This window comes from Salarchaeum japonicum (genome assembly GCF_049705945.1).
In the GTDB taxonomy this organism is placed as follows: Archaea; Halobacteriota; Halobacteria; order Halobacteriales; family Halobacteriaceae; genus Salarchaeum; species Salarchaeum japonicum_A.
In genome coordinates, this window is the sequence record NZ_JBNAMV010000004.1 from 1276893 (window position 1) to 1300701 (window position 23809).

Annotated in this window: 23 protein-coding genes and 1 tRNA gene; 9 read left to right on the top strand and 15 right to left on the bottom strand. The window is 68.5% G+C overall.

Annotation, left to right across the window (positions count from 1 at the left end; all coding sequences use genetic code 11):
- Positions 1–17: 17 nt before the first annotated feature.
- The gene (locus ACOZ4O_RS08525; protein WP_424524884.1) at positions 18–797 is read left to right on the top strand and encodes an HVO_0234 family beta-propeller protein; all 780 of its coding nucleotides are present in this window, start codon (positions 18–20) and stop codon (positions 795–797) included.
- Here ACOZ4O_RS08525 and ACOZ4O_RS08530 read toward each other — a convergent pair.
- On the bottom strand, positions 794–1630 hold the full coding sequence (locus tag ACOZ4O_RS08530) for an ArsR/SmtB family transcription factor (protein WP_424524885.1): 837 nt from the start codon (positions 1628–1630) through the stop codon (positions 794–796). The genes ACOZ4O_RS08525 and ACOZ4O_RS08530 overlap by 4 nt on opposite strands.
- An 87-nt stretch (positions 1631–1717) precedes the next feature.
- On the opposite strand from ACOZ4O_RS08530, the gene ACOZ4O_RS08535 reads away from it, so the two are divergent.
- A complete protein-coding gene (locus ACOZ4O_RS08535) occupies positions 1718–2560 on the top strand; it encodes a ribose-phosphate diphosphokinase (protein ID WP_424524886.1) in 843 nt (280 codons plus the stop codon).
- Here the strand turns inward: ACOZ4O_RS08535 and ileS are convergent.
- Together ileS and ACOZ4O_RS08545 are read right to left on the bottom strand one after the other, a co-directional pair.
- Complete coding sequence (gene ileS, locus ACOZ4O_RS08540; protein WP_424524887.1) at positions 2557–5766, bottom strand: isoleucine--tRNA ligase; 3210 nt, start codon at positions 5764–5766, stop codon at positions 2557–2559. The two genes, ACOZ4O_RS08535 and ileS, sit on opposite strands and share 4 nt — an antisense overlap.
- A gap of 48 nt (positions 5767–5814) precedes the next feature.
- Positions 5815–6042: a hypothetical protein gene (locus ACOZ4O_RS08545; RefSeq protein ID WP_424524888.1), complete on the bottom strand. Its 228-nt coding sequence runs from the start codon at positions 6040–6042 to the stop codon at positions 5815–5817.
- Between the two features lie 169 nt (positions 6043–6211).
- On the opposite strand from ACOZ4O_RS08545, the gene ACOZ4O_RS08550 reads away from it, so the two are divergent.
- The 3 genes from ACOZ4O_RS08550 to ACOZ4O_RS08560 are packed head-to-tail and all read left to right on the top strand — an operon-like array spanning position 6212 to position 8042.
- Positions 6212–6781 (top strand): N-acetyltransferase family protein, encoded by a 570-nt coding sequence (locus ACOZ4O_RS08550; protein ID WP_424524889.1) that lies wholly within the window; start codon positions 6212–6214, stop codon positions 6779–6781.
- Positions 6782–6818: 37 nt separating this feature from the next.
- Positions 6819–7256, top strand: a complete 438-nt coding sequence (locus tag ACOZ4O_RS08555) for an HIT family protein (RefSeq protein WP_424524890.1) — start codon at positions 6819–6821, stop codon at positions 7254–7256.
- A 51-nt stretch (positions 7257–7307) separates the two neighbouring features.
- Entirely contained in the window at positions 7308–8042 is a 735-nt protein-coding gene (locus ACOZ4O_RS08560; RefSeq protein WP_424524891.1) for an AAA family ATPase, read from the top strand.
- Here ACOZ4O_RS08560 and ACOZ4O_RS08565 read toward each other — a convergent pair.
- Entirely contained in the window at positions 8034–8480 is a 447-nt protein-coding gene (locus ACOZ4O_RS08565) for a hypothetical protein (protein WP_424524892.1), read from the bottom strand. The two genes, ACOZ4O_RS08560 and ACOZ4O_RS08565, sit on opposite strands and share 9 nt — an antisense overlap.
- Positions 8481–8651: 171 nt before the next feature.
- Between ACOZ4O_RS08565 and ACOZ4O_RS08570 the strand changes: the two genes are divergently transcribed.
- Complete coding sequence (locus ACOZ4O_RS08570) at positions 8652–9482, top strand: transcription initiation factor IIB (RefSeq protein ID WP_424524893.1); 831 nt, start codon at positions 8652–8654, stop codon at positions 9480–9482.
- On the opposite strand, the gene ACOZ4O_RS08575 is transcribed toward ACOZ4O_RS08570, so the two are convergent.
- Genes ACOZ4O_RS08575 through ACOZ4O_RS08600 form a run of 6 tightly spaced genes read right to left on the bottom strand, consistent with a single transcriptional unit; the run spans position 9464 to position 14102 of the window.
- Positions 9464–10132: a chromosome partitioning protein ParA gene (locus tag ACOZ4O_RS08575; RefSeq protein WP_424524894.1), complete on the bottom strand. Its 669-nt coding sequence runs from the start codon at positions 10130–10132 to the stop codon at positions 9464–9466. The genes ACOZ4O_RS08570 and ACOZ4O_RS08575 overlap by 19 nt on opposite strands.
- Positions 10129–10584 (bottom strand): hypothetical protein, encoded by a 456-nt coding sequence (locus ACOZ4O_RS08580; protein ID WP_424524895.1) that lies wholly within the window; start codon positions 10582–10584, stop codon positions 10129–10131. The genes ACOZ4O_RS08575 and ACOZ4O_RS08580 overlap by 4 nt, the downstream gene beginning before the upstream one ends.
- A gap of 32 nt (positions 10585–10616) precedes the next feature.
- Complete coding sequence (locus tag ACOZ4O_RS08585; protein WP_424524896.1) at positions 10617–11357, bottom strand: hypothetical protein; 741 nt, start codon at positions 11355–11357, stop codon at positions 10617–10619.
- Positions 11354–11692: a hypothetical protein gene (locus ACOZ4O_RS08590; protein ID WP_424524897.1), complete on the bottom strand. Its 339-nt coding sequence runs from the start codon at positions 11690–11692 to the stop codon at positions 11354–11356. Before ACOZ4O_RS08590 ends, ACOZ4O_RS08585 begins: the two co-directional genes overlap by 4 nt.
- Positions 11693–11727: 35 nt before the next feature.
- A complete protein-coding gene (locus tag ACOZ4O_RS08595) occupies positions 11728–12009 on the bottom strand; it encodes a hypothetical protein (protein ID WP_424524898.1) in 282 nt (93 codons plus the stop codon).
- On the bottom strand, positions 12009–14102 hold the full coding sequence (locus tag ACOZ4O_RS08600) for a minichromosome maintenance protein MCM (protein WP_424524899.1): 2094 nt from the start codon (positions 14100–14102) through the stop codon (positions 12009–12011). The genes ACOZ4O_RS08595 and ACOZ4O_RS08600 overlap by 1 nt, the downstream gene beginning before the upstream one ends.
- A 100-nt stretch (positions 14103–14202) precedes the next feature.
- Here ACOZ4O_RS08600 and ACOZ4O_RS08605 point away from each other — a divergent pair, with 100 nt between their 5' ends.
- Both ACOZ4O_RS08605 and ACOZ4O_RS08610 read left to right on the top strand, forming a co-directional pair.
- On the top strand, positions 14203–16416 hold the full coding sequence (locus tag ACOZ4O_RS08605; protein ID WP_424524900.1) for a thermonuclease family protein: 2214 nt from the start codon (positions 14203–14205) through the stop codon (positions 16414–16416).
- A 94-nt stretch (positions 16417–16510) separates the two neighbouring features.
- Positions 16511–16927 (top strand): DUF7522 family protein, encoded by a 417-nt coding sequence (locus tag ACOZ4O_RS08610; RefSeq protein WP_424524901.1) that lies wholly within the window; start codon positions 16511–16513, stop codon positions 16925–16927.
- A gap of 34 nt (positions 16928–16961) precedes the next feature.
- On the opposite strand, the gene ACOZ4O_RS08615 is transcribed toward ACOZ4O_RS08610, so the two are convergent.
- Positions 16962–17034: transfer RNA gene (locus ACOZ4O_RS08615), tRNA-Pro, on the bottom strand.
- A 61-nt stretch (positions 17035–17095) separates the two neighbouring features.
- Between ACOZ4O_RS08615 and ACOZ4O_RS08620 the strand changes: the two genes are divergently transcribed.
- Entirely contained in the window at positions 17096–19021 is a 1926-nt protein-coding gene (locus ACOZ4O_RS08620; RefSeq protein WP_424524902.1) for an SLC13 family permease, read from the top strand.
- Here the strand turns inward: ACOZ4O_RS08620 and ACOZ4O_RS08625 are convergent.
- The 4 genes from ACOZ4O_RS08625 to ACOZ4O_RS08640 form a co-directional block, all read right to left on the bottom strand.
- Positions 19018–19158, bottom strand: a complete 141-nt coding sequence (locus tag ACOZ4O_RS08625; protein WP_424524903.1) for a rubrerythrin-like domain-containing protein — start codon at positions 19156–19158, stop codon at positions 19018–19020. The genes ACOZ4O_RS08620 and ACOZ4O_RS08625 overlap by 4 nt on opposite strands.
- Before the next feature lie 66 nt (positions 19159–19224).
- Positions 19225–21285, bottom strand: coding sequence for a DEAD/DEAH box helicase (locus tag ACOZ4O_RS08630; RefSeq protein ID WP_424526158.1), 2061 nt, complete (start codon positions 21283–21285; stop codon positions 19225–19227).
- A 28-nt stretch (positions 21286–21313) separates the two neighbouring features.
- A complete protein-coding gene (locus tag ACOZ4O_RS08635) occupies positions 21314–23293 on the bottom strand; it encodes a prolyl oligopeptidase family serine peptidase (protein WP_424524904.1) in 1980 nt (659 codons plus the stop codon).
- Positions 23294–23393: 100 nt separating this feature from the next.
- Positions 23394–23759, bottom strand: coding sequence for a cupin domain-containing protein (locus ACOZ4O_RS08640; RefSeq protein ID WP_424524905.1), 366 nt, complete (start codon positions 23757–23759; stop codon positions 23394–23396).
- Between the last annotated feature and the right edge of the window lie 50 nt (positions 23760–23809).

Consider the following 23809-nt stretch of genomic DNA (forward strand, 5'->3'; position numbering starts at 1 on the left):
AACCCGATGGGGCGACTATGACGACTATCGACGAGAAGCGCGTGTACGCCGAGAAGGCGGGAAGCGAGGTCGTGCTCGTCGCCACCGCGATGGGTGTCGCGTCGGTGTCGGTATCCGCCGACCAGATCGGCCGGTTCGGGCTCGCACACCGCTGCACCGCCCGCGATGTCGCCGCCCGTCCCGGTGAGGGGGCGGTCGCGGCCGAGGACGGTGTCGTCGTCACGCGAGGCGAGGACGAGTTCGAGAACGCCGGGTTCGCGGACGCCGTCGCCGTCGGCTACGGCACCGGGCTCTTCGCCGCGGACGCCTCCGGGACGCTCGCGGAGTACGCGGACGGCGACTGGGTCGACCGCGGTACGCTCGGTGACGTGCGCGCCGTGGACGGCGACCTCGTCGCGGCCGCGGACGGCGTCCACCGCATCACTTCCGAGAGCGTCTCGAACGCTGGATTGGACGACGCGCGGGATGTGGCCGCTGCGGGCCCGTACGCCGCGACCGCGGACGGCGTGTTCCGCCTCGGAAACGGCTGGCTCGACGAACTCTCTGGAGCTGCGTCGGCGGTCGTCGCGGACGGCGACCGCGCGCACGCTATCGTGGACGGCCGCCTGTACGAACGCACCGCCGACGGCTGGCGCGAACGCGCGACCGACACCGACGCCGCGCTCGTGGACGTTGCGCACGGCGACGGCGCGGTGTACGCGATAACGGCGGACGCCACCCTGCTCGTGGACGCCGGCGACGGCTGGCGCTCCCGAAGCCTGGGGCTGCGCGAGGTAGCCGGTATCGCCGTTCCCTAGCGCGCGTACCGGTACGCCACTATCGCGAGGAGCACGGCGAGGCCGCCGGCGAAGAACACGAGACCCGGCGCGAACACGTCCGGGCTGGCGGCCGCGGCGTCCGCCGCGGTGGTCGTGGTCTGCGCCGCGGTCTGTGTCACCGTCTCCGCCGCGGTCGTCGGCTCCGTCGTCTGCGTGGCGTACGTCACCGTCTCCGTCGTCGTCTGCGTGTACGACACCTGCGTCCCCGTCGCCTCCGCGGTCGTCCGCGTCATCGTCGTCACCGCGTCCGTCGTGGTCTGCGTCGCCGTCGTCACCGCGTCCGTGGTCGCCTCCGGGACGGTGCCGCCGTCCGCAGTCGTAGTCGTCGCGGTGACGTTCCCGATCGGCGCGCCGCCCGACGCGGGCGCGAGCGTGCCTTCCTCGGCGAACCGCTGGACGGCGACCGCGCCGACCGCGAGCGCGCCGACGCCGCCGATGAGTTCGCGGAGCACCGTGCGGAGGGTGGAGCGGTCGTCGTCGTCGCCCGCGAACACGACGAGGCTCGTGTCCGTCGGCGCGTACACATTCATCTCCGTTCCGCGCTCCGAGTACCACGTGTCCACGACCTCCACGAGGCCGGCGTCCCGGAGGTTGTCGAGGTGGTAGCGGACGTTCTGCACCGTCGTGTCCGTCAGCTCGGCGAGGTCGGACGCCGTCCGCGGGTCGTCGTGCAGCGCCTTGTACGCGGCGCGCGCCGTTCCTGAGGCGAGCGCGGCGAACACGTCGTCCGCGGCGTCCTCCGAGATGTCGACCAGTCGCGGCTCGTCGGCGTCGGAGGACGCGGGCGACCGGAACGGGAACAACCGACTCATCGACCGGGACTGTGCGGTGCGCGAACAAGTGTTTTCCGTGTGGTGCGGACCGAAACCGATACCCCCCGTCCGCCACAGTCCTCAACTATGATAGTCAGCGGGTCGTCCTCGCAGGGGCTCGCCGCCGCGCTCGCCGCGGAGCTCGGGGAGTCGCTCGCGGACGTGGAGTACGAGCGGTTCCCGGACGGCGAACGCCTCGTGCGCGTGCCGCCAGTCGAGGGTCGGGCGGTAGTCGTCTGCAGCACGACGGCGGACGAGGACTACGTCGAACTCCTCCAGTTACAGGACGCCGCGCGCGAGGCCGGCGCGACCGAGGTCGTCACCGTCATTCCCTACATGGGGTACGCCCGACAGGACGACGCGTTCGAACCCGGCGAACCCGTCTCGGCGCGGGCGCTGGCGCGCGCCGTCTCCACCGGAACAGACGAAGTGTTGACCGTGAACGTTCACGAGGACGGCGTCTGCGACTTCTTCACGGTGCCGACGCGGAACGTGAACGCCGCGCCGCGGCTCGCCGGGGCGCTCCCGGACGACCTCCGCGACCCCGTGTTCGTCGCGCCGGACGAGGGAGCCATCCACCTCGCGCAGTCCGTGCGGGACGCCTACGGGCCCGGCGACGCGGACTACTTCGAGAAGACCCGTCACTCCGGCACCGACGTTTCGATAGAGCCGAGCGACACCGACGTCACCGGCCGGGACGTGGTCGTCGTGGACGACATCATCGCCACCGGCTCCACGATGAGCGAAGCCATCAGCGTCCTCGACGCGCCCGAACGCGTGTTCGTCACGTGCGTCCACCCGCTGCTCGCGGGGAACGCGCGCACGAAACTCGCGAACGCCGGCGCGGAAAAAGTGTACGGGACTGATACCATCGAGCGCGCCGTGAGCGAGGTCAGCGCCGCCGAAGCGGTCGCCGCCGAACTCGCCTAGACCTTCTGTACGCCGAGAATCATCCGCACGCCCTCCACGTCCTCGTACTCCTCGACGGTGGCGTTCGCGGTGTCCGCGTCGACGTCGTCGAGTTCTCGCGCGCGGACTTCGTCCGTGATGAGGTCCTCGCGCTCGTGGATGAGGCGGGCGACCCGGTCGTCGAACACGCGAACGTCCAGTCGAATTTGGGCGTCCATGTCGAGGTCGAGGTCCTTTCGGAGTTCCTGCGCGCGCCGGATGACCTCGCGAGCGTATCCCTCGCTCTCCACGTCGTCGTCCAACGTGGTGTCGAGGTAGACGGTGCCGCCCTCGAAGTCGGTCGCCGCCACGTCCTCCGGGGTTTCCTCGACGAACTCCACCATCTCCGGGGTGAGTTCGACGTCGCGGTCGAGCGCGTCGCTCACGACGGCTTCGAGTTCGTCTAGGTCGTCGTTGGCGACTCGGGCCTCGTTCAGCGCCTGCATCACGTCGCCGGCGTCCCCGCCGAACGCCGGGCCGAGCACGCTCATGTCGGCGCGCGCGGAGTACTCGACGTTCCCGTAGTTCTCGTCGGGGCCGACGACCGTGATGGGGCGGGCGTTCAGTCGGTCGGCGAGGAGGCCGCGGTGGCTGTCCACGGCGTCCGCGACCGCCTCGGAGTCGGCGTCGACGATGACTTCCGCGACGGGCCAGCGGAGCTTCCGACCCGCTTGCTGGCGGGCGTTCCCGCCGGCTTCCTCGATGTCCCGCAGGACTTCGACGTCGTCCTCTAGGGCAGGCTGGCGGTAGCGCTCGGTCTCCGTCGGCCAGTCACACATGTGGACGGTGGGGTGGCCGTCGTCGCCCGTGAGGTGGCCGTAGATCTCCTCGCTGACGAACGGCGCGTACGGCGCGAGCAACTGCACGACCTCCAGCAGGACCTTGTAGAGCGTCGCGTACGCCGCGGTCTTCCCGTCCGTGGCGTCCTCCTCCCAGACGCGGTCGCGGACGACCTGCACGTAGTACCGGGAGACGTCCTCCACGACGAACGTGAGGAGTTCGTCGAGCGCGCGGTGCTGCTCGAAGTCCTCCCAGTAGCCGTTCATCTCGTGTTTGACCTCTTGGAGTCGGGAGAGCAGCCACTCGTCCTCCACGAGCAGGGCGTCGTCGTCCACGGCGAGTTCGACGCCCGTTCCGCCCGCGGATTCGGGGACTTCGGGGTCGAAGCCGTCCATCCGCATGTAGGGCAGGGGGAAGCGGAAGACGTTCCAGAGGATGTTGAGGTCGCGCGCCATGTTCTCCATCTCGTCCCACGAGAAGCGCATGTCGTCGCCCTGCGGGGTGACCGAGAGGAGGAACATCCGCATCGCGTCCGCGCCGTAGCGCTCGATTGCCTCACTGGGCTGCACGACGTTCCCGACCGATTTGCTCATCTTCCGGCCGTTCTCGTCGTTCGCGAACCCGTGCATGAGGACTTCGTCGTAGGGGACTTCGTCCATCGCGGCCGTCCCCATTCCGAGCTGTGACCAGAACCAGCCGCGGGTCTGGTCGTGCGCCTCCATGATGAGGTCGGCGGGCCAGAGGTCCTCGAAGTCGTCCTCCTCGCTCGGGTAGTCGAGCGTCCCCCAGGACGCGACCGAGGAGTCGAGCCACACGTCGAACACGTCCGGCACGCGCTCGTACGTCACGCCGTCCTGGGTGATGGTCACGTCGTCCACGGTCGGCTTGTGGATGTCCATCTCGTCGGGGTCGAGGTCTTGGTCCGCGAGTTCGGCGAGTTCCTCGCGGCTCCCGACGACGATGCGGTCCTCCGGGTTCTCGCCTTTCGTTCCTTCCGCGACCCAGATGGGGACGGGGATTCCCCAGTAGCGCTGGCGGGAGACGTTCCAGTCCGGCGCGTTCTCGATGAAGTCCCGGAATCGATTGTCGCGCGCCCACTGCGGGTGCCACTCCGAGTCCTCCATGTTGTCGAGGAGGTCCTCTTTCACGTCGGTGATGGTGATGAACCACTGGTCGGTCGCGAGCTGGAGGATGGGCGTGTCGCACCGCCAGCAGTGTCCGTATGAGTGCGTGACCGTGCCCGAGGCGAGCAGCAGTCCCTTCCGCGCGAGGTCGTCCGTGATTTCCTCGTCGGCGTCCTTCACGAACTGGCCCTCGTACTTCCCGCCCGCGTCCGTGTACGTGCCGTCGCCCGCGACGGGACAGAAGACGGGGAGGCCGAGTTCCTCGCCGCGCTCGAAGTCCACCTCCCCGTGTCCGGGCGCGGAGTGCACGAGGCCGGTGTCCGCCGCCTCGACGTAGTCCGCGTGGTAGACCTCGTGCACGCCGTCTACATCGGGGTTGTCCGGGACTTCCTCCCGGAGCGGATGCTCGTACTCCCAGCCGAGCATGTGGCTGCCGGGGAACGAATCCAGGACCTCGTAGTCGTCGTAGCGGCCCTTCGAGAGGACGTTCTCCACGCAGTCCTCCGCGATGTAGAGGACTTCGCGCTCGCCGTCCGTCTCCGCGGCGACCTTCTGGTACGTGATGTCCTCGCCGACCGCGACGAACTCGTTCGCGGGAATCGTCCACGGCGTCGTCGTGTAGATGACGAGACTCCCCTCCTCGTCACGGAGCGGGAACTTCACGTACACCGTCGGGTCCTCGACGTCCTCGTACTCGACCTCGTTGTTCGCGATGGCGGTCTCGCAGCGCGGGCACTGACTGATGGAGCGCTTCCCCTGCTCCACGAGGTCGCGCTCCGCGGCGCGCGAGAATCCCCACCACGCGGCCTCCATGTACGTCGGGTCGATGGTCTTGTAGGGGTTCTCCCAGTCCATCCACACGCCGAACGACTTGAAATCCTCCTGCAGGCCGTCCAACTGGGACTCCGCGAACGTCTTGCACTCGTCGATGAAGTTCTCGATGCCGTACTCCTCGATGTCCTTCTTGTTCTCGAACCCCAGTTTCTCCTCGACTTTCGTCTCGATGGGGAGGCCGTGCATGTCGTAGCCCGGACGGTCCGTCACGTCGTACCCGAGCATCCGATGGTAGCGGATGTAGGCGTCCTTGAGGGTCTTGTTCCACGTCGTTCCGAGGTGGGCGGCACCGCTCGTGTACGGCGGGCCGTCGACGAAGAAGAAGTCCTCGCCGTCCGAGCGATGCTGTTTCGTCCGTTCGTATGCGTCGACCTCGTCCCAGTATTCGAACACGCGCTCTCGCACGTCTTCGGGGTCGTACTGGTCCGGGACCGAAGCGAAGCGTTCCATACGCGTGTCTCTCACGCGCCCCGCTAAAAGGGTGTTCGGTCCTGCAGTCTACGCCTCGCGCGCCGCCAGTCGCGCTCGCGCCTCCGACCCGAACAGGAACACGCCGGCGTAGAGCGCGGCGGACCCGATGAACGCCATCCAGAGCGCGAGCGTCGTCTCCCCGCCGCTGAACGTCGAGACGGCGGTGAGGTCGATTACTGCACCCGCGATGGAGAACACGAGTGCGCCGAGCGCGAACGCGAGTGGTTCCGCGACTTCAACGAGGAGTTCGAGCATACTGCTGGGTTGCCGTCGATACTCAAGGCTCTTTTCCACCGCCACTGTCCTAATATTCGTATTATCACGTAACCACTTCCTAGCGTCCTCCCTTTACCCATTCTTAATTGAACGTATATATGGGGAACGCGTATATATTTGGTAGAAACAATTGCCTCTCACGAGAACGATGGCTGGAACGAACGCGAAACGCGATTCCGGTGCCCTGTTCGGCGACCACTCAACGCGACCGGTCGTCCGGTCGGTCCTCGACGACGAGGAGCGTTCGCTCACCATCCGGGCGTACCCGCACCTCCCCGAAGGCGAACGCGACGCGCTCGTCGGAATGTACGACGACTTCGACCCCGCGGACCGCGCGCAGGGCATTCCACCGGCCGGCGTCCCGCAGATAGCGTCGTGGCTCGCCGGCTTCAGGGACGGCTACCACGTCGTCGCCAACCACGACGGCGACCCGGTCGGGCACGCCGCCCTCGTTCCCGACCACGACGGCGCGTACGAACTCGCCATCTTCGTCCACCAGGACTACCAGGGCGCACACGTCGGCACCGCGCTCCTGCGCTCCCTGCTCGCGCGCGCCGACGAGGCCGGCGTCGCCGTCCGCCTCCACGTCGAACGCAGCAACCGGCCCGCCGTCGCGCTCTACGAGAACCTCGGGTTCGAGACGGTTCGCACGCGGCCCTGCGAGTACACGATGCGCCGCCCGCCGGAGGACGCCGTCTGGACCGACACCTCCCTGTAGCCCTACTTTCATACTCCCGCCCGCCCTCACTGCGCGTATGGACGACTGCATCTTCTGCCAGATCGTCGACGGCGACATCCCCGCGCGCGTCGTGTACGAGGACGAGGACGTGCTCGCGTTCCTCGACGCGAACCCGATCGCGCCCGGGCACACCCTCGTCATCCCGAAAACCCACTACGAGACGCTCGGCGACGTGCCGGCCGAACACGCCAACCGCCTGTTCGCGGCTATTCACTCCCTCACGCCCGTCGTGGAAGATGCCGTGGACGCCGACGCGTCGAACATCGGATTCAACAACGGCGCGGCCGCCGGCCAGGAGGTCCCGCACGTCCACGGACACATCGTCCCACGCTTCGAGGACGACGGCGGCAACCCCATCCACGCCGTCGCCGGGAGCCCGCCCAACCTCGGAGACGACGAACTCGACGCCCTCGCCGACGACATCGCGGCCGCGGCCGACGAACCCCGGGACTAATTCCGCGAGAAATAGGGATGTTTTAATCTAAGAAGGAGAGTATAGTTGTCGATGGACTCTCCTCGAACCGCGGCGTTCGTCGGCACCGTCGGCGGCGCGGGCACCACTCGGGCCTGCCTCGAAACGGGCGCGGCGCTCGCCGCCGCCGACCACGACGCGCTCGTTCTCGACCTCGACTTCGACACGCAGGGCCTCGCACGACACGTCCGCGGCGACATCACAACCGACACGACGGCGCTCCTCACCGACCCCGACACCGCGCTCAGTGACGCCGTTCACGATTACGCACTGGACGCGCCCGGCCGCCTTGCGCTCGCGCCCGCCCACGCACCCTTCGGCCGCGTCGCCGCCGCCAAGAGCCCGGACGCCGCCCAGCGCCTTCGTGCTGTTCTCGACGACGCGCTCCGCGACTTCGACTACGTCCTCATCGACACGCCGCCCGTCGCCGCGAACCCCGCCGTCGCCGCGGTGACGGACGCCGACCGCGTCGCACTCGTCTTCCCCGGCACGCCGCGCGGAACCGACGCCACCGCCCGCGAGCGCGGCCGCCTCGCCGACGTGGGCGCGAACGCCGACCTCCTCGTCGCCACGCGAACCACGCCCGACGCCGCGCCGCCGGACGCGGACCACACGCTCCCCGACCTCGCATCCGAGCCAGTCACCGGAACGCCCGACAGCGCTGGCGCACGAGCGGCTGGTCGGCTCGCGGAGACCGTGTTCGAACTCGACCTCGCGCTCGAAGAATCAGCCGGTCGGCTGGACGCGCTCCGACGCCGACTACCGTAGGAACTCGCCGTCGACGACGGCCCGCGCGCCCGGCAGCGGGTCGTGTGCCTCGACGAACGCGCCGAGCGCGAACTCGTGTTCTCCCGCGCCCGTCAACGCGAGCGCGTCCGACCGCGACAGCTCGCCGGCGAGCCAGTCCGCGACGATGTCGCGGGCGAGCGGCGACAACGGCGTGAGCCCGTCCACGCCGAGCAAGTGCAGCGCCTTCGCGCCCGCGACCGGCGCGAGGCCGGCGGCGCGCGCGGCGGATTCGACGCTCCCGCCATCGTAGTACGCTTCGAGGAGGAGCGCAGCGGTCGGCGCATCGCATGGGAGGTCTGCCGCGAACTCGCGGAGGCGGTCGGCGAGTGCGCGCTCCGTGCCGTCGACGGTCGTCGGCCCGCGCTCGCGCTGGGTCGCCGTGACCTCCAGTCCCGCCGCGATATCCGACAACGCCATACACTCACTCTCCGCGGCTTTCGTACATAACGTTTACCCGGGAAAATACAGCGACTGCGCCATCGAGCGCGGGAACGTCACGGTTACCGGGACGTTCCAACCGTCGATTCGGGGGCCGACACCCGGATTCCGCGCTCATTTAAATACTCTTGTGGGGCCAAGGTGAAAGTGATGAGTCGAAGTTGCCCCGAATGCCAGGGTTCGCTCGCCACCGAACGCATCGAAACCGTCTGCACGGACTGCGGGCTGGTCGTCGCCGACGACCCCCTCGACCGCGGGCCCGAGTGGCGGGCGTGCGACGCCGACGAACGCGAACGCACCGGCGCACCGCTCACGCACTCCCGGCACGACCGCGGCCTCTCCACCGAAATCGGCCGCAGCACGCGCGTGAAGGGACGCAAGCGCCGACGGCTCGCGCGGATGCGCCGCCAGCATGACCGCGCCCGCATCGCCTCGAAGACCGACCGGAACAAGGTGTACGCGTTCACGGAGATCCGGCGCGTCGTCGGCCAGCTGTCCCTCCCGTACAGCGTCCGCGACCAGGCGTGCGCGCTGTTCTCGTCCGCGCAGGACGAGTCCCTCCTGCGCGGCCGGAGTCTCGAAGGGTTCGCCGCCGCGGCCGTCTACGCCGTCTGCCGCACGAACAACGTCGCCCGCACCGTCGGCGAAGTGGTCGCCGTCGCGCGCGCCGACCGGAACGAACTCCGCGCCGCCTACGGCGCGATGAACCGCGACCTCGGCCTCCCCGTCGGCCCCATCGACCCCCGCGAGTACCTCCCACGGTTCGCCACCGAACTCGACCTCCCGCCCGCGCTCGAACGCCGCGCCCGCGCCCTCCTCGACGACCTCGTCGTCGGCGGGAAGAACCCGAGCGGCGTCGCCGCCGCCTGCCTGTACGCCGCCGCGCGCGACACCGACCACGCCGTCACGCAGGCCGACGCCGCCGCTGTCGCGGACGTGACGCCCGTCACTCTCCGCAGTACCTACCGCGCGCTCGACTGAACGCGGGCCGCGAGCCGCCGGAACGCCTCGCTCGCCACTGCGTCGGGCCGCGACAGCACCACGGGCACGCCGCGCGCGCCCGCCACCGCAACCGCCGAACAGTCGGGGATTAGAACCACCGGCCCGCCGAACGCCCGCTCGTACGACTCGCGGGAGTCACACTCGTTCTCCTTCGCTCGATTCAGCGCCACTGCCGCGAGTCCGGAGCCGAGTTCCCGCGCGAGTTCCCGCGTTCTGAGCGCGTCCGCGAGCGCCGCCGGCGCGGGTGTCGTCACGAGCACGCAGGCGTCGGCAGCGGCGAGCGGCGCGCCGACCGCCGCGTTCAATCCTGCGGGACAGTCCACCACGACACGTCCGTACTCGTCCTCGACCGCCGCGAGCGCGGCCTCGATGCGGCCGAGGTCGCAGGCCCGCGCGCCAGCGAGCGACCGCCCGCAGGGCAGAATCCGCACCGGGCCGTCCTCGCGCACGGCCTCCACGGCGCTCGCGCGGCCCGCGAGCACGTCGTGGAAGTCGGGGCCGCGCGCTGTCGGGAGGTCCGCCATCGCCAAATCGCCGTCCACCACGACCGCGTCGAGGAGCGCCGCGAGGTTGAACGCCGTCGTGGACTTCCCGACGCCGCCCTTCCCGCCGCAGACCGCGAGAATCACGAATCCTCCCGGAGTCGAGCGGCCCGTTCGAGCGCCGCGCGCTCGCGGTCGGTCTGTCCGCCCCGTCGCTCCACGTCGTCCAGCCACGCCGTCACCGCGGCCGGCACGTCCGCTCGGAGCGCGTCGCGGGGCGGTCGCGGGTCCGGGAGGCCCCGAACCGGGTCGGTTCCCTTGGGTGCGCTCCGCCGCTCGATGGGTTCGACGCGAACGGGGTTCGAGTCGGGCGGCGCGGGCGTCGCGTACCCGATACCGCGGCGTTCGCCGGGCGCGAGCACGCCCTCGTAGCCCGACTCGCTCCAGCCCTCCTCGGGAACGCCGTTCGTTCGCGGCGGCCACACCGCGCCGTCGAGCAGGTTCGTCACCCGGACGCCGCGCTCGCGCTCGGCGTCGTTCTCGACGAGCACCATGACAAGCGTCACGTCTCCTCGGATGGTTCTGGCGTCGTGCTCCATGGCCTCCGCTGGCCGCGGGTTCGTACTTGAAGTTAGAGGAGACTCACGGGCGCGTCGAGGCACGCGGCGGCCTGCGCGGGGTGACGGAACAGACCGTCCTCCACGACGACGGGCGCGGGAGTGCGCGCGGCGCGCGTGGCGGCGAGCGCCGCGGGATTCCAGTCCGGGACTGCCTCACGTGCTCGTTGCACGAGCGGTCGTGCGCGCTCCGCGAGCGCCGCCGTCCTCCGGTCGGGATGGTTTCGGCGTGCGTCGGCTCGCCGTAACCCGGCTTCTCGGCTGTCGCGCTCGCGCCGTAACCGGGCTTCCGCGGCGTCGAGGCGCTGTTCGGCGGCGACGCGCTCCGTCTCCGCGTCGGTGAGTTCGAGTGTCGCACGACGGAGTTCGGCTGTGGCGTCGGCGGTGCCCGCGTCGAGGTCGCGGAGGGCTTCGAGGCGGCCGCTCGCGCGCTCCACGCGCTCCCGGAGCGCAACCACGTCCGCGGTCGCCGCCGCCACCGCGCGCCGCTCTGCCGCGGTGTCCATCGGCGGCGGGTCCGCATTCGGTTCGAGGCCGCGAGAGGACGCGACCGCCGCGAGCACGTCGGTGTCTGTGGCGTTGGTCGTCGCGGTGAGGTGCCCGACGTGGCGGTGCGCGGGCCCCGGGCGACGACAGACGACCCGCTCGCTCTCGGGGTCGCGGAGCTCGGCGAGAAGCCGGACGGGCGCGATGTCCCGTTCGCGGAGGTCGAGCGCTCGTCCCGCGGCGTGGACGCCCGCGAGGGCGAGTTTCACAGGTCGGCGTCCCGCATCGCGTCCACTGCGGGATGCGGGGTTCCCGCGCGGAATTTCGCGTACGGCGTGCTCGTGGACTTTCGAGATTCGTATTCTGCGGCGGCGTCCCGGACGCGTTCGGGCGCATCCCGGAACTCGTTCCACGGCGCGGTGCGCTCGACCTGTACGTCGCCGCCGTGTTTCGCGCGGAGGCGGAGCGCGAGGAACGCCCCGAGTTCGGTCTCCGCGAACAAGGCGGCGCGCCCGAACCGCCGCACGATCGTCTCGTCGTACGTCCCGCACATCGTCCGGAGCGTCTGGCGGGCGTCCCGGGAGTACGTCACCACGAGTAGCACTAACTTCGATAGAAACGTGTAGTTAAAATAAGTTCCTATCCGACGTGTTCGAGGTCGAATTCGACCTCGTCCGGGTCGAGCAGTCCGCGAACGCGTTCGCGCGCCTCCTCGCTGGACTCGGCGACGACGACCAGTCCGTCGGCGCGTTTGTCGCCGCGCGCCCGGTACGCCGCCAACTCCGCCTCCGGTTCGAACTCCGTCGCGTACGTTCGCAGCACGCCCAGCACGCGCTCCTCCATTCCCTCCATGTCGAGGTCGCCGTCCTCGTACGCGGACAGGGCGTCCTCGACGTTCCGGAGTGCGCTGATTCGGTCCATCAGGTCGTTCGGAGGTGGCCCTGGCTCGGCTGGTACACCTCGCCCTTCTGCTTGAGCTTCTCTATCTCGTGTTCGGCCTTCGACGCCTCCATCCCGACCTCCTCCGCGCGGTCGAGCACTTCCTCGACGGGCGCGCCCTCGTCGAACTCCTCCTGAATCTCGCCGATGATGCTCCGGATGTTCTTCACCCTATCTCGCTGGGTCTTCGACCGCCCCGTCTCCACAACGTCCGCGTCGAACTCGCCCGTCTCCGGGTCGACGCCGATGTCCTGGAGGCACGAGCGCACGATTTCGATGACGCGGTCCGCGTCCTCCTGCGTCACCTCGTCCGCGAGTCGAACCCGCGCCGACGCCTCCGCAAGCCGCACGAGCGCCTCCAACTGACGGGCGGTGACCGGCACGGGCGCGTCCTCGCCCTGCCCCTCCGCGCGCAGGTCGACGTAGAAATCCTCGATGGCCTGCCGCGCCTCCTCGCTCATCGTCGGATAGACGTTCCGCCGCGAGTACGCGATGTACTTCCGGAGGAGTTCGGGGTCGACCGCGGGCGCGACCTCCTCCGTCTGGTCCTCGACCTCCGCCTCCGTGAACTCGCTCGACGTCACCTTCTCCCGCTGGGTGTTCAGTTCGCCCGCGTAGTTCGTCTGGAGGATGTGGCGCGCGAGCCGCGAGTCCTCCTCGGGGTCGGGCTTGTCCGTCACCGTGAAGATGAGGTCGAACCGCGACACGAGCGCGGGCTCCAAGTCGATCTGCTCACCGATAGGTTCGTACTGGTCGAACCGGCCGTACTTCGGGTTCGCCGCACCGAGCAGGCTACACCGCGACTTCAGGGTCGCGTTGATACCGGCCTTCGACACCGAAATCTGCTGTTGTTCGAGCGCCTCGTGCATCGCCGAACGGTCGTCGGCCGCCATCTTGTCGAGTTCGTCCACCGCCGCGATGCCCTGGTCGGCGAGCACGAGCGCGCCCGCTTCGAGCGTCCACTGCTGGCCGTCACCGAAATCGTCGCGAACCGCCGCCGCCGTCAGTCCGGCCGAACTGCTACCCTTTCCAGACGTGTACACCGACCGCGGCGCGATGTGGCGGATGTACGAGAGTAGCTGGCTCTTTCCGGTCCCGGGGTCACCGATGAGGAGCATGTGGAGGTCACCGCGGATGCGGGAGCCGTCCGGGAGGTGCTTTGTGACGCCGCTGAAGAGCTGGAGGAGCATCGCGAGTTTCGCCTGCCGGTGGCCGTAGATGGAGGGCGCGATGGAGTCCACCATCGTCTCGTAGATTTCGGGGTCCTGGGAGATTTCGACGATGTCCTCCTTGTCGTCCTCCGTGATTTCCATGTCCTCGAACTCCTCGTCCTCGATTTCGATGAACGACCCCTCCATGTAGTGGTCGAACACGGGCGAGTCGTTCTCGGTGTTCGAGTCGTCGAGGCGGAGGACGCCGGTCGCGGTGACGTGGTCGCCCGCCGTCACGCGACCCGGGATGTCGTCCTCGATGTGTACGTCGATGGCCTGCGGCGTCTCCCCGCCGCTGAGGCCTTCCGGGCTCTCTTGGATGCGGAGTTTCTGGCTGTCCACGAACTCCGATTTCTCCGAGTCCAACTGGAAGGGGCCCTGGCGTTCGCAGGATTCGCACTGGTAGGGTTCCTGGAAGCCGCCGTCGCCCTGCGCGACGTGCTGTTCGCTCCCGCAACGCTGACAGACGAACACGGCCGTCTGAATCTTCGGTTTCACGTCGGTCGCCTTCCGGACGATGCCCTGCACGGCGACGAACGTGTTCATGTGTTCCGCGCGCAGACGCCGGATTTCGGTGGCCTCACCGAGGTTTCGCACGCGGACGTGCGCCTGGCCGAGCGACACGTCGATGGGGAGGTCGTAGACGCGGAGCGCTTCCTCCGCGGCCTCCTGGAGCTGGTCGGGGTGGCGGACGAAGTCCTCCGCGAAGTCCGGGTCGAACTGGTAGAGGTCGTCCCAGTCGACCACGAGTGACTTCTTCTCCCGCGGGTACTGCCGCGCGAGCGCGCCGACCTCGTCGCTGTAGTACCGGCGGAAGAACGTCTCGAAGCGCTCCGTGAGTTCCTGGTCCTGGGACTGCGCCATTCTCTCCGAGGTAGGGCGTACTCGCGTAAGAACCTTCCCAACACACCGACTATATAGATGTCATAGGTATCTTTTTCTGACCAATCCCGCAGTAGTCGGTATGCGTCGACGTGCCTTCCTCAAGACCGCCGTCGCCGGCACGGCTGCCGCTGCGACCGCCGGCCACGCGACAGCCCTCCCCCAACAGACAGTCCCCGCCCTCGTCTTCGACTCGACGAGCGCCCTCCTCGACGACTCCCTGACGCCCGGACTCGCCGACGAGCACGTCGCGGTCTGGGCGCACGACAGCGCGACCACCACCGACGAGGACGGGAACGGCGACACCGTTCCCTACCCCGACGGTCGGCCGCCCCTCGTCGCCGTCGACGGGTCCGTCGTCGGGTTCGGCGCGCCGTTCGCCACCGACGAGGCGGACTTCGCATCCGGAAACGACGAGTTCCTCCTGAACGTCTGGGACGAACACGTCGGCGGCGGCACCGTTCTCTGGGACGAGAGTCACGGCCAGTACTACGCGCTCTCCAAGTTCTCGCGCTTCGAGTCGTACGCGGAGTCGAACGGCTACACGGTCGACGCGACGACGAGTCTCGTCGACGACCTCCCGAGCGCGGACGCCGTCGTCGTCACCTCTCCCGACGCCTTCTCCCAGTCGGAACTCGACGCCCTCCGGTCGTTCCGGGACGGCGGCGGTGCGGTGTTCCTCCACCACCAGGCCGACTACGGCGGGTACGACCGGACGGACGCCCTGAACGAGATAGCGGGCGCGCTCGACCTCGCGTTCCGGTTCAACGACACCGAAATCGTGGACGACGCGCACAACGCGGGCGCACCCTACGTCGTCCGAACCGACCAGTTCAACACCGCCTTCCCCTACTTCGCGCCCCGCGAGGGAATCAGCAGCGGGCCGACGTACGAGGTCGGGGAGCGGTACACCGCGACCGTAACGGCCGTCGCGGACGGCGACACCGTGGAGGTGGAACTCGACGGCGGCGCGACCGAGACGATCCGCATCCTCGGCATCGACACGCCCGAGACCGCCGGGAACGCGGACGCGGAGAACCCCTACGAGTGGGAGGGACTGGGCGACGAACCGTCCGGCCGCGACGTGGACGGCGACTATCCCGTCCTCGCTGAGTGGGGCGCGAACGCGTCCGCGCTCGCCGAAGACCGCCTCATGGGCGAGACCGTCGAGTTCGCGTTCGACCCGAACGAGGGCATCCGCGGGCCGTACGGCCGCCTCCTCGCCACCGTCTACTACGACGCGGACGGCTCCGGCGACCGCGACACGAACTGGTCGGAGACAGTCGTGGAGACGGGCCACGGCCGCGTCTACGATTCGGGGTACATGGGCCACGACGCGCTCGTCGAGACGGAACTCGCGGCGCGCGCCGACGGCACGGGCGTCTGGGCGCAGAGCGACCCGGACGACAGTCCGACGCTCGCCAACGAGCCCGTGGACTCGCTCGCGTTCCCGAACGCGGTCCCGCTTACCGCCACCGGCGGCAGCGTTCCCGACGAATCGGTCGTGGTCGCCGCGGGGTCGTCCGCGTCACAGCCGGGCGCGCCGCTCGTCGCCGCCGACGCCGAGAACCGGGTCGCGCTCGTCGCGAGTGCCTTCCTCGCCGACGACTACGGCTTCCTCGACCTCGCGGACGGCGGGACGTCCTACGGGAACTACGCGTTCCTCACGAACCTCGCGAGCGCGCTCTCCGAGCGCGACGGCCACCTCGCCATCGACGGCGGGCACGGCCAGTTCGACGCCTCGTACGCCGTCTCCGCCGAGAGCGCGCAGACCTACCAGCGCTACCTCGAAGGCGTCGACCGCGGCATCGAGGGCGTGAACGACTTCACGTCCGGCGTCCTCGACGGCGCGAGCGCGCTCCTCGTCACCGCGCCCGCGGACGACTTGGCGGACGGCGAACTCGCCGCCCTCCGTTCGTTCCAGGCTGGCGGCGGCGCCGTCGTCTTCCTCGGAAGCGCGGCCGCGCCCGGGAACGCCACTGCCCGCCAGAACTCGCTCGCCACCGCGCTCGACACCGACCTCGCGTTCACCGCCGGCGACGTCACCGACCCCGACGACAACGTCCGCGGCAACGCCGCCCACCCGACCACGACGGTCTTCCCCGGCGACGAGAGCCTGTTCACCGCCTACGACGGCACGGCCACACTCACTACGACCGACTCGGCGGAGTCGACCACCACTAGAACGACGACGGACGCGTCCGGGTCCACGCCCGGATTCGGCGCGCTCACCACCGCCGCCGGCGTCCTCGGCGGCGCGGCCTACGCCGCCCGAAACCGACTCGCCCGCGACTGACAGCCGCGAGCACACCTGTCAACCGACATTAGAAGATTTCGTGACGGTTTTCAGCGAGGAAAAGGTGATATACGCGCCCAGCCTCCGTTCGAGTATGCCGGAGCAACCCGCGAACGAGCTAGTCGAGTTCCTCCGCGAGCAGGCGGGCGACTACCTCCGCGCCGCCATCCACTACACGGAACACGACCACGACGTGCTATACATCCGCGACGACGTCGCGGGCGACTACACCGACGCCGAACTCGCCACCTTCGTCGACCACTACCGCACCAAAAGCCGCGAACAGCAACCCGACCGCCCGTTCGACCTCGGCCACGACCACTGCACCATCTCCGTCTACGACGAAGCCATCCTCTTCCACTTCACACTCACCACCACCGTCGGCACCATCATCACCCTCGCACCCGAAGCCGGCCGCGACATCGTCCAATTCATCACGCACTGCCTCGAACAACTCCACCACAACTCCCCCCAAAGCATCGGCCCCGTCCCCACCTGGCTCCAGAACTAACCCTACGGCTCCGGGTCGAACAGGCGTCGAAGAATGGGACCGCCCGAATTTGAATCGGGGTCACGGGCACCCAAGGCCCGAAGTATACCAGGCTAACCCACGGTCCCGCGTTCGAGTATTGCTCTCGACTGCGGTAAAGCGTTTCGTTGCGTGGCGAGTGGTTTCTTATTGGGGGTTGCCGTAGCGGGGTGTATGTCTCTCTGTCCTCTAGCGCTGCCGTTCGGGGTGTCGGTGGATATGCTGGTGGTGTTTGCGTTGGTGGGTTTGGCGCTGGTGTTGTTCGCGACGGAAGCGCTCCCTATCGATATCACGGCGATTCTGGTGATGGTGTTGTTGATGGTTCTGGAACCGTGGACGCAGATTTCGGCGCGTGAGGGGATTTCGGGGTTTTCCAGTCCGGCGACGATTACGGTGTTGGCGATGCTGATTCTGTCGACGGGTATCAGTCGGACGGGTGTGGTGCAGCGGCTGGGGAATCGGCTCGCGGATTTCGCGGGCGACGACCCGTTCCGGCAGTTGGCGGCGACGGTGGGTGTCGCGGGGCCGGTGTCTGGGTTCATCAACAACACGCCCGTGGTGGCGATTCTCGTTCCTGTCATCTCCGACCTGGCGCACGAGGGGAAGACGAGTCCGTCGAAGCTTCTGATTCCGCTGTCGTTCGCGTCGATGCTCGGCGGGATGTTGACGCTCATCGGAACGTCGACGAACATCCTCGCGAGCGACGTGGCGGCGCGGCTGGCGGAACAACCGGAGTACGCGGGACTCGGCCTCCGCGAGTTCTCGATGTTCGAGTTCACGCTGCTGGGCGTGGTGGTGCTCATCATCGGTATCGCCTACCTGATGACGATTGGCTATTGGCTGTTGCCGGAGCGCGTGCTCCCCGAGGACGACTACGTGGAGGAGTACGAACTCCAGGACTACCTGACGGAGGTCGTGGTGCGGGAGGACTCGCCGGTCGCGGGCATGACCGTGGAGGACGTGGGCCAGGAGACGCCGCTGGACTTCGACATCCTCCAGATAGACCGAAGCGGCGAGTCGTTCGTCGAACCGCTGAACAGGAAGACGCTGCGTTCCGGCGACCTCCTGAAGGTGCGGACGGACCGCACGAGCCTCGAACGCCTGATGGACGTGGACGGCCTCGACCTCGTCGGCGCTATCACGGGGGACGAACTGGAGCAGGAGGAAGAAGAGCAGGGGCTGGTGGAGGTTATCGTGCCGGCGCGGAGCGCGCTCGTCGGGGAGACGCTGGCGAGTTCGACGTTCCGCGACCGCTACGACGTGAACGTGCTCGCGTTCCGGTCGCGCGGCGAGCTCGTCCGGGAGCGCATGGACCACACGCCGCTGAAGGTCGGTGACACCTTGCTCGTGCAGGCGACGACGGGGAGTCTCGACCGCCTCAGCCAGAACCGGGATTTCATCGTCGCGCACGAACCCGAGGACCCCGACTACCGGACCGAGAAAATCCCGCACGCCATCGCGATTATCGCGGGCGTCATCGGGTTCGCGGCGATGCCGTGGGGCGTCCTCTCTGGCGTCCCGGTTCTCGGCGCGCTGTCGGGGATTCCGACGTTCGACATCGTGACGACGGCGCTCGCGGGCGTGGTGGCGATGGTGCTCCTCGGCGTGCTGAAACCACCCGAAATCTACGATTCGGTGGACTGGAACGTCATCTTCCTGCTCGCGGGCGTCATCCCGCTCGGCATCGCCATCGAACAGACGGGCGGCGCGGAACTCCTCGGGAACGCGGTGGCGAGCACGGACCAGTTCCTCCCCGTCATCGGCGTGCTCTGGGTGTTCTACGTCGCGACCGCGCTCCTCACGAACGTCGTCAGCAACAACGCCTCGGTGGTGTTGATGATTCCGGTCGCGGTGGAGTCCGCCCAGCAGGTCGGGTCGAACGCGTTCGCGTTCATCCTCGCCGTGATGTTCGCCGCGTCGACGGCGTTCATGACGCCGGTCGGCTACCAGACGAACCTCTTCGTGTACGGGCCGGGCGGCTACAAGTTCCGGGACTTCTTCCGGGTCGGCGCGCCGCTCCAGCTCCTCCTCTCGTTCGTCACGGTCGGCGGTATCGCCGTGCTCTGGGGGCTCTAAACGTCCCGGGGCGCGCTGATATTGTTGAGTTCGCCGCCGCACTCGCTGCACGCTCGCCCTGACGGCCCGGAGACGCGCGCGCCGCACGAGAAGCACTCGAACACGCCACTCCCGCCCGCACTGTCACTTGGTCGCATACAACACACTCTGCCGCGGAATGGTTTACGTTCGTCCCTAAAACTGCTAGAATTCGTTTAGAGACGCTAGATGTCTTCGCCGTACAGTTCGAGTTCCGCAACAATTTCGAACGGCGTGCGTTCCTTTCGGATACCGTCGAGTATCTGGAACGCCTCGTCCGGTTCGAGGAAGTGCGACGTGACCACGCGACCGAGCGGCGTCGGACTGAAGCCGTCGATGAACTCGTACTGGAGAAGCCGCCCCAGCGCTTGCTTCGTCGGGATTTCGCCGATCATGCGGTCGTTCAGGCGCTTCGCGCCCTTCCCCGCGACCGTCACGTTCGCCAGCGTCTCCTCGACCGCGCTCGTCTCGTCGTACGTCGTCACCACGTCCTCCATCTCGCCCTTCAGGAGTTTGAACGCCACCTCGTCCTCCGTCATCTCCATCGAATTGTGGTAGACGCCGTCGGGTTCGACGAGCATGTACACCTTCCCGCGGTCGTGGTAGTCCGGGCGGCCCGCGCGGCCGAGCATCTGCTCGAACTCCTGGACGGAAAGCCACTCGATTCCCATCGCGAGCGAGTCGAACACCACCTGCGAGGCGGGGAAGTCCACGCCCGCCGCGAGCGCCGCCGTCGTCACCACGGCCGCGAGGTCCTGGTCGCCGAACTCGCGCTCGACCTTCTTGCGCTTCCCGTAGTCCAGGCCCGCGTGGTACGCGCCAGCCGGATAGTCGAGCTTTCGCGCGATTTGATGACAACGCCGACGGCTGTTCGTGAACACGATGGTCTGCCCGCGGTAGCCCTTCGAGGACTCCTTGTCGAACTCCCGACGCACCAGTTTGTTGATGATTCGCGGCTTCTCCTGGCCGTCCGCGAACGTCACGTGTCGCTCGATGGGGACCGGGCGCTCCTCGAACTCCACGAGGTTCGCGCGCAACCCACGCGCGAGCACGCCGGGGTTCCCGACGGTCGCAGAGAGGTAGATCCACTGCGCGCCGCCGTACTCCGCGCGCTCCCGCTCGCGCTGCTCGCAGTAGTGCTTCAGGCGACTGATGAGGCCGTCGAGCCGGTGGCCGCGGTCGTCCTCCTGGAGCGTGTGTACCTCGTCGATGACGACCGTCCCGATGTCTCCGAGGTCGCGGCCGGTGCGGAGCGCGTGGTCGATTCCCTCGTAGGTGCCGACGATGATGTCCGCGCTCGGGTCGAACGCCATCCCGTCGTCCCGAATCCGGGACGCGCCCACGCGGATGCTGACGTTCGCCATATCTCCGTAGTCGTCCTCGAAGTCCTCGTGCTTCTGGTTCGCGAGCGCGACCAGCGGCACGAGAAACAGCATCTTCCCCTTTCCGGAGAGCAATCGGTGGAGGCCTGCGATTTCGCCGATGAGCGTCTTCCCGGTCGCGGTCGCGGACACCACGAGCTGGTCCTCGCCCTCGGCCAGCCCGTTCTTCGCCGCGAGCGACTGCACGGGCAGCAAGGTGTCGAAGCGGTCTTCGAGCCGGTCGCGCATCCCCGGATGGATGTCGAGGTCGCTCACCGGCACGGGGTCGATGTCGTCCGTGTTCGCGCTGATTTCGTCGAACTTCGTCAAATCCGGGTCGAGCTGGCCCTGCAGGAGGCTCGTGATGCGGTCGAGGTCCTGGACTTCGAGCAGGAGGTCCTCCAGGCGGTCCTGGGCCGCGCCCGTGAGGTCGCCGTTGAACGCGAGTTCGCGCTCCAACTCCTGTTTCGCACAGTCCTGGCAGATGTGTTCGCCGTCGGCCTCGATAGCCGTGTCCTCCGTGAGGGGCGAATACCGCCCCTGGTTCGCGCAGTACCGGCACGTCCGCACCGCCTTCGACTTCCCCGCGAGCTGATACCCCGACAGCATCTCCCGGAGTTCGTCGCGCTTCGCCCGGCGCGTCTGCTGGCTGATGCGGATGCGGGTCGCTCGGCGCGCGATCTCCACGAACTCGTCCGGCGGGCGCGGGTCCTCCGACGACCCGTCCTTCACGCGGAACTTCACCGGCCGCGGGCCCGCCGCCTTCTCCGCGAGTTCGAGTTTCGCGCGGAACAGTCGCTCGTCGTCCCGCTCCGCCACCACGAGGTACTCGTCGCCGACCTCGTGGAAGAACAACGTATCCACGCGCTGAACCTGCGTCGCCACGATATCCTCCATACTCCCGCCGGCTATTTCAGGCGTTCGCCTCCGCGCCGAGGAACCCGTAGAGGAACGTCCACTGGTCGAGCTGTTCCGCCACCGCCATCGACATCGACTTCCCGGTACCGTGGCCGGTGTCAGTCTTCGTCCGACAGCAGAACGGGCCGCCCTGCCCCTCGTCCTGGAGGCGTGCCGTCATCTTCCGCGCGTGGCTCGGGTGGACTCGCGAGTCCCCGACCGCGGTCGTGAACAGCGTCGCCGGGTACTCTTCGTCCGCCACGTTGTGGTAGGGCGAGTAGTCGCGGATGTACTCGAACGCCTCCGGGTCCTCGGGGTGGCCGTACTCGACGGTCCACGACTCCCCGAGCAGGAACTCGTGGAAGCGCAGCATGTCGAGCAGGGGAACAGCCGAGACGACGGCACCCCAGAGGTCGGGGCGCTGCGTGAGCACCGCGCCCGCCATCAGTCCGCCGTTGCTCCCGCCGACGACGCCGAGGCGGTCCGTGGACGTGTACTCCTCGTCCACGACGTGCTCCGCGGCCGCGATGACGTCGTCGAACGTGTGCTGTTTCCCCTCGCGCATTCCCGCCTCGTGCCACTCCTCGCCGAACTCGGACCCGCCGCGCGCGCACACCTGCACGAACACGCCGCCGTCCGCGAGGAACGGCAGTCGGAACCGCGAGAACGCCGGCGTACGATTGATACGGAAGCCGCCGTACGCCGACAGCACCGCGGGCGTCTCCGCGTCCGGCGTCGTCTCCCGCGCGTGAGCGATGAACACGGGAACGCGGGCGCCGTCGGTCGATTCGACGTACTCCTGCGTCACGTCCACGTCCACCTCCGTGTCGAGACTGGGCGCGTCCAAGGTCTCCGTCTCCCGCGCGCCGAGGTCGCAGCGCGTCACCGTCGCGGGCGTGCCGAACGACTGCACGCGATAGTGGCACTCGTTGGCGTCGCTGTCCGCGTCGAGGCCGTCCACGCTCACGTAGTCCGGCAGCGGCACGTCGAACGCCGGACTCCCGTCGCGGTCGTACACCGCGAGGTGGGAGTGCGCGTCCCGGTGCTCGTGCACCACGAGGAAGTCGTCGGCGACCGCGACGCTCCGCACGACGCCCTCGCCCTCCGGCACGACCGTCTCGAAGTCGGGGTCACCGGCGAGGAAACCGTCCGCGTCCGCGCGGAGTACGCGACCGCGGGGCGCGTTCTTCTCGGTGCGAACGTAGGCGTCGTCGCCCGCGAACGACACGTCCGCGGCCGCGTCCTCGCCGTCGAACACCGGCACGAACTCGCCGTCGTCGAGCACCGCGAGTTCGGTGCCGCCGCTCATCTCGCTGAACGACACGACCAATCGATCGCGGTGGGCGTCCAGTCCCGGCCAGACGTGCTGGTCGTCGTGCGTCCCGACGACCGTCCGCTCGCCGGAGAGCGTCTCGTGGCGGAGTTCCTTCGACATCTGCTCGCCCATCCCCCCGGTGGCGACGTAGTAGAAGCCGTCGTCCGCCCACGCGAACATCCCCGGATTGGTTCGCCCGACCTCCGCCACTTCGTGCACGACCTCGCCCGACGGCACGTCCGCGATGCGGAGGTCGTACTGCTCGTTTCCGCCGGTCGCGACGCCGTACGCGACGTGCTCGCCGTCCGGCGACGGCGTGAACCAGTCCATCGACGCCTCGCCCTCCCACTCGTTCGGGTCCGCGAGCACCACCCGGTCACCGCCGCCGCCGCGCAGCGTCAACACCGGCCGCTCTTGGTCCGCGTCCCGAACCGACTGGAACGCCCGCCCGCCCCGCGCCGTCACCGACCCGAACGACGGCACGTCCGCCAACGGCTCGAACTTCGGCTCCAGCGACTCCCGGACGTCGTCGTCCAGCACCGAATCCACGTACTCGTTCTGGCGCTCCGTCCACGCCTCGACTTCCTCGCCGTCGCCCTCCAGCCACCGATACGGGTCCTCCACTCGCTCGCCGTGTAACTCCTCCACGACCGCGTCTCGCCGCGTCTCCGGAGATTCCATGCCAGTACTCGACAACCCCCGACCAAAAAACTCGGGAAGCCGGACATCCCGCACGCCGACCATCCCGCCATCAACCGTCCGAAACACCCGAACTCTCTATTTACTCCACGAGGTGGATTTCGTCCTCCCCGTGCGGGACGACGCAGATGAACGACCCCTCGGTGTCGCCGTCGTTCCGGTACCAGTGGACGGCGTCCGCGGGAATGAGGAGGCTGTCGCCCGCCGACACCTCGTACTCCTCGTCGCCGATACCCACGGTGTACTCCCCGGAGAGCACGTACTGCTCGTGTTCGACCTCGTTCGTGTGCTCGGGAACGCTCGCACCCGCGTCGAGCACGAACCGCCGCATCGCGAAGTTCGGCGCGCCCTCGTCCTCGCCGACGAGCACGCCCTTGCGCATCCCCTCCGCGGCGTCCACGGTCTCGTACGATACGTCGCCCGCGCGGCGAACCACTGAATCAGTCATACCCGGCGGTTCGCGTTCCCGCGAGTAAAGGCTTCGCCGGCCACCGGAAT